Raw genomic sequence first — 13,627 nt, 5'->3', positions numbered from 1 at the left:
GAAATAAAAAAGGAAACAGTCCGGCAAGCGAATCATTGGCTTAGCTCGTGAACTCTTCTAGATGCTTTCCCGTAAGCTTCTCATATAGCTCATAAAGAAAGCCTTGCTGCCCGGGGCGAATTCGTCGCGCGGCTTCAGCTATTTCGAACCATTCGGCGCGATCCACCTCGGGAAACTCACTGATTCGCCCTGAGTTCTTGGGCCATTCCAAGGTGAAATTATTTGAAACCAGGCTCGACGGATCCCAGTCCGATTCAGTTGCCCATGCTAAAACGAGCTTGCCCCCGGGCTGCTTCCGCTCCGCAAGCGGCAAAAACGGCCCAGCTGGCTGGTGCCCGGTTTCTTCAAAGAATTCCCGTAAGGCAGCCTGAAAAGGTTCTTCGCTTTCCTCGTACTCGCCTTTTGCAATTGACCAGGATCCCAGGTCTTTTTTTGCCCAAAATGGCCCGCCTGGATGGACAAGCAACACCTCCAGGCGACCAGGTTGTCTGCGGAAGGGGAGGATGCCGGCGCTTTTCTTGGGCATATAGGCTTTGTGCGAATTCTTAACTTACCGAGACACTGACGTATTGGTTTTTTACAGCCCCATACTACCAGTATTCACCGGGGGAATCGTACCTGAGCCGCTGACTTGGAGCCTGCCTACCATCTGCCGAGTAAATGCTCGCACTTCACCTGTAATTCTTCAATTGGGAGAGACGATGACTTTATCTTTTGCGCTAACGGCAAGAGTTTATCTGGGAGCACCTTATAGTTTGTAATTCGCTCCCAGATCCCTCACGGGCAAACTCCTCTTTTAAGATGCCGATTTCGTGCGGACGCTGTTATAAACGCCCTTTGCAAGGCCGTTATCACTGTTCTTTTTCTCCAAATACATAGCCTCGTCAGCATGTCGGAGAAGTTGTTGCGCCTCGTCACCATGATCAGGGTAGAGCGCAATTCCTATGCTTGGTAGCATGCACAAGCTGCGGCCTTCTATTTTGATGGGTTGGCTGATAACACTGCGGATTTTTTTGGCGATATTCGAGGCGTGCTCAGGCAACCGGATGTTTTCGAGCAGCACCACAAACTCATCACCGCCCATGCGCGCGACCGTATCCAAACCGCGCAGGCACTGCTTTAGGCGATTGGCAACCTCTTGCAGCAACTCATCTCCTGCAGCATGACCCAAAGAGTCATTGACTTGCTTGAAATTGTTCAAGTCCAGGTAGAGCACGGCCATTTGTCCTTGTTCCCGTCGTGTTCTTGCGAGCGCCATTTTCAGGCGATCATATAAAAGTCCCCGGTTGGGTAGCCCCGTCAAGCCGTCGTATTGCGCCATGTGTTTTAGTCGGGCGTGCAACTGTTTTCGCTCGATAGCAGTGGCAACTTGGGTGGAGACGAATTGCAGCAGTTCCTTGTCCTTTTTGGTGTAGCGCGCTCCGTCTGAGTTGCCTTTCAAAATCAGGGCACCAATAGTACCCGTATGCGAGTTGAGCGGGACGACCAGCCAGCACACCACATTACTATCGCTGATAGCTCTTAATCCCTCGGGAACGGTGGCCAGCGACTCAGACCCCAGCAGCAGGGGCTGTCTAGTACGAATGACTTCTGCGCAGAGAGCACCTACGGCTGTTTGCTGCAGTTCGGACGCCTCGCCGTGGTCACCGCTGTAATAGGGAAAGCTCAGCTGATCATTTCTCTCATCGTACATCGCCACGGAAAAATTTGTTGCTGACAGCAGCTTGCCGATTATTTGATGAATTAGCTGAAACAAAGAGGGTAGATCCTCAGCATTATGCGCAGCTTCAGAAATGGCGTAGAGCGCCGCCTGCAGTGATTCAGCCTGCTTGCGCTCGGTGATGTCTCGAGCAACAGCAATCCTCACCCGATCGGTTTCCGACCAGCGTGCTGACCACATAATGTGCACCACTTGTCCATCCTTGCGTATATAGCGGTTCTCAAAATCAAGTTTGGGATGCCCTGACATGATTTCATTGGCGGCTTGGAGAGTTATCGCTCTATCCTCGGGTACCACCATCTCTAACATAGCCTTACCGATCATTTCTTTCTGCGTGTAGCCAAAAATGCGCTCGCATGCTGCACTGACAAAGATAAAACGCCCCTCTCTATCAACAACGCAAATGGCGTCGAGCAGGTGATTTATAAATCCCGTCAGAGGTGCGTGAGTTTTTATATCCATATGTGAAGGATACTACTCGGGGTTAACCATGGCCAAGGCTATATTCGGCCCCGAATGTGACGACATTAGGAAGGCGGGCATATGTAAAAGTGCGATTTAGGCGGGATGCATCAGGACGTGATCTGCTGGTGCGGCAGTTGGCGGCAAACTTTGGTAGAGGGATGCACGGCCGCGGATGGATCGAGCAGATTGTCCTAGCCTATTGGGGCCTCAAAAATCAGTGTGCCGCCGGAATGGTAAAGAGTAAGCGGGAAACCGCTTCGGACGCATAAGCAGTATGCGAACGTAATGGGAGTACATCAGTTTTAAATCGGGATTGACGGATGTGACGGTTTGGTACTCTATGCGCTCTAACCCGTTGAGATCAACTGCGTAAATCACTGGATCGCACAAACGGATTGCATCAATCGCTCCACGAATACCATTGAGACATGAACTGATCCGTCCAGGGTGATCCACGGGAATGGGCTTCTCCATCAAGAAGCCATCCGATTCAATCCGAGCGGGATAGCAGGACGAGGTTTCGTGGTCTCCCGTCCAGTCCATCTGTTCGATGTTGCTTGGAAACACCCGTCCCGTTCCGACCAATGGGTGGTCAATGTCAAAGGTTTCCAACGCACGCCTCCTTCGTCGCCGCAGCCTCGACTAGCACTAGGTTGGCCTGGCTCGCGGACTGCATCACTCGAGCGGAAAGATCCGCTCCCGAAACATCTTCGTAGCGCGCCGGAACCCGCTCTTTAAGGCGAAAGAGTCGCTGATGGGCTGTCCGTGTGAGTTGACCGTAGGTGGTGGCAATCACTCGTCCACGGAGAACGCCATCCTCCTTGATTTCCTTTTCACGCGAGGTCTTGGCTGCGATTTCGTAACCAACTACGAAGGCTCGGAACATGGGGGCGCCATCCAAGGCTCCGCTGCCCAAGAAGTCTTGCACATATCCGTCGGCCTGGTTCATCTCTTCGCGGCCGATAGCGGATTTCCCCTTTTTGAGCTCGATGATCAACACGTCCTGGATGCGCATTAAATTTGCGTTGGTCGAGTCAAAGGACTCTGTGCCCACCACCGAACACGTCGCATCAGCCAGCACGACGATGTCGGGTCGTTGCCGCGCATTCACGAATGCCCTCGGCGAAACTCGCTTGTCGAATATTTTTTCTGTGGCTGTCCGAAGGCTCACGTTGGACGCGTATTCGCTGCTGTCAAACTCAGGGCCAAAAAGCCAGCGAGCCTGAGTCACCAAGGGGTGGAGCGTATGCAACTCGTCTGTCGCGGGATCGCCGCAAAGCTTCTCGATTGCCGTTACCACAGCCAAGCGATGGTCGATCTCGTCGAGTACCGACAACGCATCCCTGACCGTCCATTGGCTCAGTAGTCGGTCGAGTCCTTCAATATCGGAATCATCCAGCTTGGTAAGCTTTTCAAGAAGACCGGCCCCGCCTCGAGACTTCTCCAAATTGATCAACGCCTGCACTGCGGCGGACAGCGTGTCCGGATGCACAGTCGGGTTGGCCGTGACGAGATCGCGCGCAAAGCTCGCGACCTCGATGCGTCCAAGCTGAGAGAGTCCCTTGAAGTCCTCGCGATTGCGGACCAAAGCTTCCTCGGAGCTTTCCTCGACCAAGTTCGTGGACAGCTTGCCGAGGACTTCTTGGGCGTATTGGCGCACGGCCTCAAAGAGCGCCTCGGTCTTCGAGCCTGCCTTGAATCGAGCCCAATCTGCCTCGACCTCGCTGGTCCAGCCATCGTCGGTCTTCACCACGATGGAATAGCGTTTGGCGAACCGAGCGCGCCCGTCGATGACGGCCTCCGATCCGACCACCCAGCTTGGCGAGCCCACAAGGCGTCCATTTACCCAAAAGGCGATACCCTGATAGATAGTGGATTTCGCGGCTCGGGTGGAATCGACCACGAATGCTTCTGCCTCCCGGCAACCAGCGATGTTGAGCGGCATTCTTTCGATGAGCCCCGACTGATCGGCCAACGACACCGATTGACCATTGACCCTGACGACGAATTGCGGATCGTGCAGGAATCGGGCCGACAGGATTTCCCGGATTCGATCAGGATCGGGAAGATGCCGCTTCACCACCACCGACAATCGCGTCCCGCTGCCTTGCCGCAAGAACGACGACTCCTTTGTTATCCGAAATGGGGTCTCGCTGCTCTGGGTGCCGATCTCGAACCCAGCACCTTTGCCTTCGCGCCAAGTCTCCACGGCGTATTGATCTGCGAAGCACAGAAGGCCATGCCGTCCCACGCCATTTCGCCCGTATGCCTTGCGTCGCCAAGTGGAACGATCAGGCGGGAACTCCACTTGCACGCCTTGGTGCTTGATACGGTCGTATCCCAACCGCATCCATCGCCCCTTGAACTGAGCGGCGCTCATGCCATGCCCATCGTCTTGAACCACCAGCCCTGTGCCCCGAATGCCTGGCACAGTTATGTCCACAAGCGAGGCTCCGGCGTCCCACGCATTTGCGACCAACTCCGTTAGTGCCACTTCGGAATCATGGGCGATTCGTCCAAGGGACCGAACAAGATAGTCTTCCTCAAAGAACGAGCCTGTCGATGTATCTACTTTTTTCGGTCTAGCCATGGCTTATCTCCCCTTTACTTTTAGATGTTGTGACCGAAACTGGGTCTTAACGTCCATCTATTGCAGTCACTCGCCACATTCTTGATTCTTGAACTTCAACTGATTACAGTTTTCCCTGACTGATCTCTGCACCCCATCGTCGAACCCTGCGTCCAACTCGGACTTGCGGGCGGCCTCTCGGCGCTCGCGAGCAAGAATTAGTGGCACCTGGGATAGGCGCTCAAGGCGAACGACTTGCTTGCCCTCAAACCGACGGGCAAGCCGCCAATACCTTGAGCCGTTAAGCTGTACCAGCAGAAAGAACCCGCCGCTATCTGCATCTTAAAGGGCCTGGCTTCAGGTTTCGATTTCCTTATCGCTGTATCAGTCAGCTTCATCTTAATCCCGCTGTTGGTATCGACTTTCAAATGCTGGTAACAGCAGTCGAAATATACCAACAATAGCAGGTCGATTGCGATGGATGGGAATGGATGGCGTAAAACAAAAAACCCGCTGATCGTTAAGATTTAAGCGGGTTTCTGACTTCTTTGGGTGGGGAAAACAATGATTTGGTGGCCAAGGGCGGAATCGAACCACCGACACAAGGATTTTCAGTCCTCTGCTCTACCGACTGAGCTACTTGGCCACTTTAAACAAAAACAAAAATTTGTCAGTACAAGGATTTTAGCTCCGGCCGCACGGCTTGCGCCGTTCTTAACATGCCCTCAACGGCCATGTTAGCCTTCTCTGCAACAAGTCTCGCCATGATACATGTCGAGCCATGTTGTCAGTCCTCTGCTAACAAAAACCACCAAGACTTTAGCTCAGAACAAAATGCCAAGGTTCTTTTTTTACGGCGCAATTCTAGCACAGCGTCCCTTCGTTGGAAACAAAAGGCGGATATCCACCCCGATCGCATGAGGGCGGCAATAGCGCGCTCAGGTTCCTGAACACGTTTTTTTCCAGCGGATGCCATGGGGAAAATTCATTTCCCGAGGATTACCGTCCCGTCCTGCGCGGCGCCTGGAAATATGCCGTATAGACCCGGTCGCATAAAACAGGCTACAATTCAGTATTTTAGCAGTTGTATGTCATGCGTGTTTCCCACGGTATTCCCGTTCAGGCTGAAGCTCCTGTTGCGCTCACCATAGGCAATTTCGATGGCGTGCATCTGGGCCACCAGGCGATGCTCGCGCGCCTGAAGGATGCTGCTGCCCGGCTCAGGCTCACCACGTGCGTGATGATATTCGAGCCGCATCCGCGCGAGTTTTTCGCGCCGGACAAGGCCCCCACCCGGCTCACCAGTCTGCGGGAAAAACTGGAGCTGCTGGCGGCGGCGGGGGTGGAACGGGTGCAGATATGCCGCTTTAATTTCGATTTCGCCAAGATCCACGCTGAAGACTTTATTGTTCGCATCCTGCAGCAGGGGCTAGCTGTCCGCTGGGTGCTGGTAGGCGACGATTTCCGCTTTGGTGCACGCCGTGCAGGGGATTTTGTCATGCTGAAAGCGTTTTCGGCCAGTTGCGGCTTTGAAGTAGAGGAAATGCCGGGCTACATGGTGGATGGCTTGCGCGTTTCAAGCACCGCGGTCCGGCAAGCGCTCGCTGCGGGGGAGCTGGACCTGGTGCGGAGGCTGCTGGGGCGTTCTTACAGTATCAGCGGACGGGTAGTCAACGGTGACAAGCTGGGTAAGAAGATCGGCTTCCCCACGGCCAATATCCAATTGAAGCACAACCGCCCGCCGCTTTCCGGCATATTCGCGGTGGAGGTAGGGGGCGATAACTCGACATTTTCGGCTTCGCCATTGCAGGGGGTAGCCAGCTTAGGCGTGCGCCCGACCATTCATGAGCATGGGATGCCTGTCCTGGAAGTGCACCTGTTCGATTTCAACGATGAAATCTATGGAAAGCATTTGCGCGTGCATTTTCTGCATAAACTTCGGGATGAGGAAAAATACCCTGACCTCCCGTCGCTTGCCAAACAGATCGGACAGGACGTGTTGGACGCCAGGAATTTTTTCCGCACTTTGTCGGCCGCAGCCATAATCGACAATAAGCTTATATCGAACTGACTTTCGCTATCTCTCATGACTGACTACAAGAAGACGCTCAACCTGCCTGATACGGCTTTTCCGATGCGTGGCGATCTCGCCAGGCGCGAACCCGTCATGCTCAAGGCCTGGCAGGAGAAAAACCTTTATCAAAAAATTCGTGAGGTTTGCAAAGGCCGCCCCAAATTTGTGCTGCACGACGGCCCGCCATATGCAAATGGCGACATACACATCGGCCACGCGGTCAACAAGATACTGAAAGACATTATCATCAAGTCGAAGACGCTCGCCGGTTTCGACGCCCCCTATGTGCCGGGCTGGGATTGCCACGGGCTGCCCATAGAACATCAGATCGAAAAGAAGTACGGCAAGAATTTGCCCGGTGATAAGGTGCGCGAGCTGGGTCGCGCTTTTGCCCAACAGCAGGTGGAGCGACAGAAAGCGGATTTCATCCGCTTGGGCGTGCTGGGCGACTGGGACCGTCCCTATCTCACCATGAATTATCGTACCGAGGCCGGGATTATCCGTGCGCTCGGAAAGATCTATGAAAGAGGATATCTTCATCAGGGACAAAAGCCGGTCAACTGGTGCATAGACTGCGGTTCTGCACTGGCCGAAGCGGAGGTTGAATACGAGGATAAGACCTCCCCGGCCATTGACGTGAAATTCAGAGTGGTCGATGCGGATGCGTTCTGGAAGAAGATCTCCAATCAATCTGGAGACTCCGCTTCGGTGGATGTATCAGAGAAACCGGTTTACGTAGCCATCTGGACAACCACGCCCTGGACGTTGCCCGCAAACGAGGCGGTGAGCTTGAATCCTGATGCGCATTATGCCGTGGTGGATACAGGGAGCGAGTACTTGCTCCTCGCCGATGCGCTAGCGGACAGCGCGCTGCAACGCTATGGTATCGATAGGAACAGCACCAACGCTGTCGCCGGATGTACCGGACGCGAGCTTGAAAATATTTTGTTGCAGCACCCCTTCTATGAGCGGCAAGTACCGATCATTCTCGGGGATCACGTGACGATGGAAGCCGGGACCGGAGCGGTGCACACCGCGCCTGCACACGGCGTGGATGACTATGTCGTAGGGCAGAAATACGGTTTACCAGTGGAAAACCCGGTGGGCGATGACGGCCGCTTTTTTGCTCAGGTGCCGCTCTTCGGTGGGCTCACGGTGTGGAAGGCCAACGAGGCGGTTGTTCACGAACTGGAGATGAACGGGATGTTGCTGAAGGCGGAGAAGCTTCAGCACAGCTATCCTCACTGTTGGCGTCATCGCACGCCGATTATCTTTAGAGCGACGCCGCAGTGGTTCATTTCCATGGACAAGCGGATCAGGGATATCGATCCCGACGAAGGAAGCCGTACCTTGCGCGAATCCGCGACTGCGGCGGTGGAGGCCACGGCGTTTTATCCTTCCTGGGGTCGGGCACGGCTGGAAGCGATGGTGAAGAACCGCCCGGACTGGTGCGTGTCTCGCCAGCGCAACTGGGGAGTGCCGATGGCGCTGTTCGTAAACAAGGACACACACGAACTGCACCCGCGTACCGCCGACTTGCTGGAGCAGGTGGCGGCTCGCGTCGAACAAGCGGGTATCGAAGCATGGTTCAGCCTTGACCCAGCGGAACTGCTCGGGAATGAAGCGAAGGATTACAAAAAACTTAACGATACGCTCGACGTCTGGTTCGATTCCGGCACAACGCACGATACGGTTCTCAAAACCAGCTCCGAGCTTTGCTATCCGGCGGATTTATATCTTGAGGGTTCCGACCAGCATCGGGGATGGTTTCAATCGTCGCTGTTGACGGGTTGTGCCATCGACGGGCGCGCGCCCTACGAGGCGTTGCTCACGCATGGTTTTGTGGTGGATGGGCAGGGCCACAAGATGAGCAAATCCAAGGGCAACGTCATCGCGCCGCAGAAGGTGATGGATACCTGGGGAGCGGATATTCTTCGTCTATGGGTAGCCTCTACCGACTATTCGGGGGAGCTGTCGATCTCCGATGAGATTCTCAAGCGCGTGGTGGAAAGCTACCGGCGCATACGCAACACGCTGCGATTTCTTCTTGCCAATCTGGCCGATTTCGATGCTTCCGATGCAGTCCCGGTGGAGCAATGGCTGGAAATCGACCGCTATATGCTCGCCTTTACGAGAAGACTTCAGGATGAGTTGACCGAGGCTTATCGCCACTACGATTTTCACCTGATCGTCCCCCGCCTGCACAATTTCTGCTCAGAGGATTTGGGCGGATTTTATCTCGATGTTCTCAAGGACCGGCTTTACACTGCTGCGGCCGGGGGTCTTCCCCGCCGATCGGCGCAATCCGGGCTATATCATATCGCCCACAGCCTGGTGCGGCTATTTGCCCCCATCCTCAGCTTTACCTCCGAAGAAGTCTGGCAACATCTGGTTGGCACTAGCGAAGATAGCGTGCTGCTGCACACTTGGCATGAATTTCCAGAACAGCCTGATGAAGAAATCCTGATGGGTCGCTGGACGCGGATACGCGAATTACGCTCGCTGGTTCAGGGGCGTCTGGAAGAGTCCCGGATTCGGGGCGAGATTGGCTCATCGCTGGCTGCCGCGGTAGACATACACGTCACAGGCGAAGACTTTACACTGCTTGACTCCCTTGGGGATGACCTCAGGTTGATATTGGTTACGTCGGCCGCGCGTGTATTGCGTTCGGACGATTCCGGCAGGGAAGGAGTCTGGGTCATTCCGTGTATTCAGCCAAAATGTGAACGCTGCTGGCATTATCGCGAGGACGTCGGGAGCGATTCGGCGCACCCGACTATTTGTGGCCGCTGCGTATCAAATTTATATGGATCAGGCGAGTCCCGGCGGTATGCGTGAGATGAGAACAAGGCGGGCGCGATGAAACTGCAGGTCAGCCTCATCCTGGCGTTAGTCGTGCTTGTGCTGGATTTACTCACCAAACGTTGGGTGGAAGCCATATTGGTTTACGGCGACCAGATTCCGCTGACCAGTTTTTTCAACTTGGTGCTCACCTATAATGCTGGCGCTGCATTCAGCTTTTTAAGCGACGCTGGCGGATGGCAGCGCTGGTTTTTCAGCGTGGTTGCGGTGGGCGCGTCGATACTGATCATTCATCTGCTGCGCAAGCATGCCGCCGACATGCTATTTTGTCTTGCGTTGAGCCTGATATTGGGGGGCGCGCTGGGCAATTTGTGGGACCGCATTACCTTGGGCCATGTGATCGATTTTCTCGATTTCCATGTCGCCGGATACCACTGGCCGGCGTTCAATGTGGCAGACTCCGCTATTTTCCTGGGGGCAGCTTCGCTTATACTGGACAGTTTTTTGCGCAAGGAACCGAAAACAAAGGGCCGGTAGGTCCGGGACTAGGCAGCTTCGACTCCGCGGTTCTTACCCGGTTGCCACATGATATCTGCCACTCCATGTTCGCGATTCAGGTCGCGGCACAGCACGAACAATAGATCCGATAGCCGGTTAAGGTAATGGATGTGGCAGGGTATTACGGCGTCGGTGCGGTAAAGTCTGACGACACATCTTTCCGCCCGGCGGCATACAGCGCGCGCAACATGACATATGGCAGCAATAGGCGTCCCGCCCGGTAGTATGAACTCCTTCAGCGGAGGCAGGGTGGCGTTGTATTCGTCGAGCTCTTGTTCCAAGCGGCTTACCTGTGCTTCGCTCATGCTGACCCGCCCGGGAATGCTCAGGTCGCCGCCCAGATCGAATAAATCATGCTGGATATTTTCCAGCCTGTTGCGCATGCCTTCCTGAAGCACTTGGGAGAGCAAGACCCCGATGTGGCTGTTTAACTCATCCACCGCCCCAATAGCTTCGATACGCAAGCTTTCCTTGCCCGATCGCAGACCATTGCCAAGCCCGGTGGTGCCGTCGTCCCCGGTGCGGGTATAGATTCTGGTCAGGCGCTTTCCCATTTTATGACTCCTCCTGTTCCGATTTGACTGGCGGCCGTGGCCGAAATAACGCGGCCAGCGGCTTGCTTGGTTGTCCGGAACGAAGGTAATGAACGCGGCTATCTGTGGGCTGCGGCACTGGAGGGGCAAGCGAACTTGTCGGGGAAGGGATATAGGGTTGGGTGAATAAGGGGTCCTCCGCACCTTTATGTTTCCCCCCGGTCGTGCGCGAGCGCCCGCGGTAGCTTTTTTGCTCGGCCTGGCCCCGGGAGGACTGGCGCCCGTCCGATCGATACGGTGACTGGGTTTCCTCCGCCACGGGACGGCGCGATTCGACAGGCTTCTTCTGCCCTGGCGGGATGGCCACGCTACGCTGGTCGCCCCTGTCGTTTCCGCGTGGAGATTCGCCACGTTGTTCAAATTGTATATCAGCCTCAAATCCAGGAATGACAGTGGAATTGAGTTTGAATTTGAGAAGTTTCTCGATTCCGTCCAGAAGTTCGTGCTCATCCTCGCATACGAGGGAAATTGCGTCACCCTTGGTGCCGGCACGGCCGGTACGGCCGATGCGGTGAATGTAGTCCTCCGGGGTAGTGGGTAGCTCAAAGTTGACCACATGCGGCAGGTCTTCAATGTCAAGTCCGCGTGCGGCAACGTCGGTCGCCACCAGCACGCGGGCCACTCCTTCCTTGAATTCGGCCAATGCCTGGGTACGTTGAGGCTGGGTTTTATCGCCGTGAATGGCGGTTGCAGTAATTCCGTCTCTTTCCAACTGCTGCGCCAGGCGGCTTGCGCCGTGCTTGGTGCGAACAAAAACCAGTACCTGTTTCAAATCCTGAGAGTTGATCAGGTAGGTTAGCAGCTCCCGCTTGCGGACTCGCGATACCGGATGAACCACGTGCGTAATGAGCTCAGTTATGGAATTTTGCCTTGCCACTTCGATCAATACTGGATCTTTTAGCAGCGTGTTTGCCAGCTTCTTGATTTCGCCGGAGAACGTCGCGGAAAACATGAGACTTTGACGCTGGGGTGGCAATAACGTAAGAATGCGCTTGATATCCGGGAGAAAACCCATGTCCAGCATGCGGTCAGCTTCGTCCAGAACGAGTATTTCCAGTTTTGATAGGGTTAAGGTTTTTTGCTGTATATGATCGATCAGGCGTCCCGGCGTTGCCACCAGGATTTCAACGCCGGCGCGTAGTGCTTTTATTTGCGGATCAATGTCGACTCCGCCATAAATCGCGGTGCATCCGAGCGGAAGGTATTTGCCGTAAGCCTTCACGCTCTCGTAGACCTGGACAGCCAATTCCCGCGTGGGTACAAGTATGAGGGCGCGAATGGGATGGCGGGCTGGGGATGCGCTTGAATTTGCGCCGGGTTGCAAACGGTGCAGCATTGGCAGGGTGAAACCTGCGGTCTTGCCGGTACCTGTCTGGGCGCCACCCATGATGTCCTTGCCTGCAAGGATGGGGGGAATGGCCTGAGTTTGAATCGGGGTGGGCTGGGTGTAACCTTGATCTGCGATAGCGCGGAGAATTTCCGCTGAAAGATTGAGTTGGGTGAATGACATATATCTTACGTCTGAATCGCCCAACGTTGACAGTTGAAGCGGTTCAAACAGAACAGTTTATAAATAGGAGGGTGGTTGAGTACAAGGGTGTGGAAAATGTACGTAGTGCGTGTTGTCTTTAGACGATGGGTCATAGATCGCAATTAGACTGCCAGCGGGATGTAAAATTCAATTAGTCATTTCTCACGCCTTGCTGAGCGCTTTTCGGCTTTTCAGCCTTAAGCCAATCGGTGCCTTTTTTTAGGGCATTCAACAACACCGGTGCGGAGCCGATGGCTACGGCGTCAACGAGGCAATACCAGGCAGCCACTCCGCTCGGGGGATTTCCCTGGGTTAGTTGAAAGATAGGTTCCAGCGTTGCCCATTGCCAGGTCCCCGCAGCAGTACCGATCAGCTCCAGCCAAGTGGTAATGAAGAAGGCGGCAAGGTAGACCATCGGTGAGCGGCCCTTGAACAGATAAATCAGAAAAACGCAAAACAGCAACGCCCCAACCTGGTCGCCCTGCTCCGGATATCCGCTGATGCCCCAGAGAGACCAGGCGCCGCACATGACGATAACAAACGCCGCTATCTTTCGGGCGTGCCGTAAAAAAAGACCAGAGCGGGCGAGGGCAACGGCAGTTAAATAAACCATTCCATGGCCGGGCGGAACGTATGCGGGCACATTCCCAAATCGATAGGTATAACCACCCATGTAGATGGACGCGAAATGTTCGCCTAATGTAGCAAATGCCACTGCCACGATAACCTGCATCCTGACTTCCTTGTTCTCACCAAACAGCAGCCCGAACAGAAACGTCCAGGCGATGAGCCCCATGGTATTTTGCTGCTCCAGGCTGCCGTTTGCGTCGAGGTTCAGACTGATCGCGACGCAAACGAATGTCAGGGTCGCGATGAAGTAGTCACGAATTCGATGAATACCAGGAGTATTTGGTTGGGGAAAGTGACGCAGCATTATTGTCTATGCGCTTATTGCTTGTAAAAACGCTCCAGTATACTGCGATTCGCCCGAAAGCGGGGACCGGGAACCCATGGACGTGAAATACAGCTGGACCGCGGCAGGTTACGAAAATGCTATCAGCTTAGGTAATTAAAACCGCTGGGCCCTCATAACAAGGGGCCAGCGGCCTGATTGGATTAACAGAAAACGCCTAGTGCTTGATGCGGTGATGGATCGTGCCTACTCCTCATCCTCGTCATCGTCGTCCTCATCCTTTTTCTCGGGTTTGAGGACCATCTTTCCCTGCTTTTTGCTCTCGTTCAAGTCGGTCTCGGCGACTTCCTTGTGCACCAGGTTCTGGTGGCAGTCAATGCAGGTTGCGCCTTCGGTTTCCAT

Annotated in this window: 10 protein-coding genes, 1 tRNA gene and 1 pseudogene; 3 read left to right on the top strand and 9 right to left on the bottom strand. The window is 54.7% G+C overall.

All coding sequences use genetic code 11. The annotated features are described in order from the left end of the window. Positions 1 to 40 precede the first annotated feature (40 nt). From BM022_RS00060 to BM022_RS00040, 6 genes and pseudogenes are all read right to left on the bottom strand, one after another. Positions 41 to 526 carry an NUDIX hydrolase gene (locus BM022_RS00060; RefSeq protein ID WP_091135532.1) on the bottom strand — a complete coding sequence of 162 codons (486 nt, stop codon included), beginning with the start codon at positions 524 to 526 and terminating at the stop codon, positions 41 to 43. Between the two features lie 270 nt (positions 527 to 796). Continuing rightward, the gene (locus BM022_RS00055) at positions 797 to 2,182 is read right to left on the bottom strand and encodes a diguanylate cyclase domain-containing protein (protein WP_091135530.1); all 1,386 of its coding nucleotides are present in this window, start codon (positions 2,180 to 2,182) and stop codon (positions 797 to 799) included. A gap of 210 nt (positions 2,183 to 2,392) precedes the next feature. After that, a complete protein-coding gene (locus BM022_RS00050) occupies positions 2,393 to 2,797 on the bottom strand; it encodes a hypothetical protein (protein WP_091135527.1) in 405 nt (134 codons plus the stop codon). Next, entirely contained in the window at positions 2,784 to 4,775 is a 1,992-nt protein-coding gene (locus BM022_RS00045) for an ATP-binding protein (protein WP_091135524.1), read from the bottom strand. Before BM022_RS00045 ends, BM022_RS00050 begins: the two co-directional genes overlap by 14 nt. Before the next feature lie 66 nt (positions 4,776 to 4,841). Further along, positions 4,842 to 5,081: pseudogene (locus BM022_RS16310) on the bottom strand (Arm DNA-binding domain-containing protein); the annotation flags it as partial. A 243-nt stretch (positions 5,082 to 5,324) separates the two neighbouring features. Beyond that, positions 5,325 to 5,400, bottom strand: a tRNA-Phe gene (locus BM022_RS00040). A gap of 447 nt (positions 5,401 to 5,847) precedes the next feature. Here BM022_RS00040 and BM022_RS00035 point away from each other — a divergent pair. The 3 genes from BM022_RS00035 to lspA are packed head-to-tail and all read left to right on the top strand — an operon-like array spanning position 5,848 to position 10,167. Continuing rightward, the gene (locus tag BM022_RS00035) at positions 5,848 to 6,825 is read left to right on the top strand and encodes a bifunctional riboflavin kinase/FAD synthetase (protein WP_091135522.1); all 978 of its coding nucleotides are present in this window, start codon (positions 5,848 to 5,850) and stop codon (positions 6,823 to 6,825) included. Between the two features lie 15 nt (positions 6,826 to 6,840). Continuing rightward, positions 6,841 to 9,666 carry an isoleucine--tRNA ligase gene (gene ileS, locus BM022_RS00030; protein ID WP_091135520.1) on the top strand — a complete coding sequence of 942 codons (2,826 nt, stop codon included), beginning with the start codon at positions 6,841 to 6,843 and terminating at the stop codon, positions 9,664 to 9,666. Between the two features lie 21 nt (positions 9,667 to 9,687). Then, positions 9,688 to 10,167, top strand: a complete 480-nt coding sequence (lspA, locus tag BM022_RS00025; RefSeq protein WP_091135518.1) for a signal peptidase II — start codon at positions 9,688 to 9,690, stop codon at positions 10,165 to 10,167. An 8-nt stretch (positions 10,168 to 10,175) separates the two neighbouring features. On the opposite strand, the gene BM022_RS00020 is transcribed toward lspA, so the two are convergent. From BM022_RS00020 to BM022_RS00010, 3 genes are all read right to left on the bottom strand, one after another. After that, the gene (locus tag BM022_RS00020) at positions 10,176 to 10,742 is read right to left on the bottom strand and encodes a cob(I)yrinic acid a,c-diamide adenosyltransferase (RefSeq protein WP_091135515.1); all 567 of its coding nucleotides are present in this window, start codon (positions 10,740 to 10,742) and stop codon (positions 10,176 to 10,178) included. A gap of 1 nt (position 10,743) precedes the next feature. Next, on the bottom strand, positions 10,744 to 12,291 hold the full coding sequence (locus BM022_RS00015; protein ID WP_091135514.1) for a DEAD/DEAH box helicase: 1,548 nt from the start codon (positions 12,289 to 12,291) through the stop codon (positions 10,744 to 10,746). Between the two features lie 172 nt (positions 12,292 to 12,463). After that, complete coding sequence (locus tag BM022_RS00010) at positions 12,464 to 13,246, bottom strand: hypothetical protein (protein WP_091135511.1); 783 nt, start codon at positions 13,244 to 13,246, stop codon at positions 12,464 to 12,466. Between the last annotated feature and the right edge of the window lie 381 nt (positions 13,247 to 13,627).

Source organism: Nitrosospira sp. Nsp14 (assembly GCF_900113575.1).
GTDB lineage: Bacteria > Pseudomonadota > Gammaproteobacteria > Burkholderiales > Nitrosomonadaceae > Nitrosospira.
The sequence above is the reverse complement of the archived record's forward strand: the minus strand, read 5'-3'. Positions and strand labels throughout refer to the sequence as shown.

What these genes read in the sequence shown, in the direction of transcription:
- BM022_RS00060 (WP_091135532.1), bottom strand. Translation starts at nt 526, where the DNA reads ATGCCCAAGAAAAGCGCCGGCATCCTCCCCTTCCGCAGACAACCTGGT.
- BM022_RS00055 (WP_091135530.1), bottom strand. Translation starts at nt 2,182, where the DNA reads ATGGATATAAAAACTCACGCACCTCTGACGGGATTTATAAATCACCTG.
- BM022_RS00045 (WP_091135524.1), bottom strand. Translation starts at nt 4,775, where the DNA reads ATGGCTAGACCGAAAAAAGTAGATACATCGACAGGCTCGTTCTTTGAG.
- BM022_RS00035 (WP_091135522.1), top strand. Translation starts at nt 5,848, where the DNA reads ATGCGTGTTTCCCACGGTATTCCCGTTCAGGCTGAAGCTCCTGTTGCG.
- ileS (WP_091135520.1), top strand. Translation starts at nt 6,841, where the DNA reads ATGACTGACTACAAGAAGACGCTCAACCTGCCTGATACGGCTTTTCCG.
- lspA (WP_091135518.1), top strand. Translation starts at nt 9,688, where the DNA reads ATGAAACTGCAGGTCAGCCTCATCCTGGCGTTAGTCGTGCTTGTGCTG.
- BM022_RS00020 (WP_091135515.1), bottom strand. Translation starts at nt 10,742, where the DNA reads ATGGGAAAGCGCCTGACCAGAATCTATACCCGCACCGGGGACGACGGC.
- BM022_RS00015 (WP_091135514.1), bottom strand. Translation starts at nt 12,291, where the DNA reads ATGTCATTCACCCAACTCAATCTTTCAGCGGAAATTCTCCGCGCTATC.
- BM022_RS00010 (WP_091135511.1), bottom strand. Translation starts at nt 13,246, where the DNA reads ATGCTGCGTCACTTTCCCCAACCAAATACTCCTGGTATTCATCGAATT.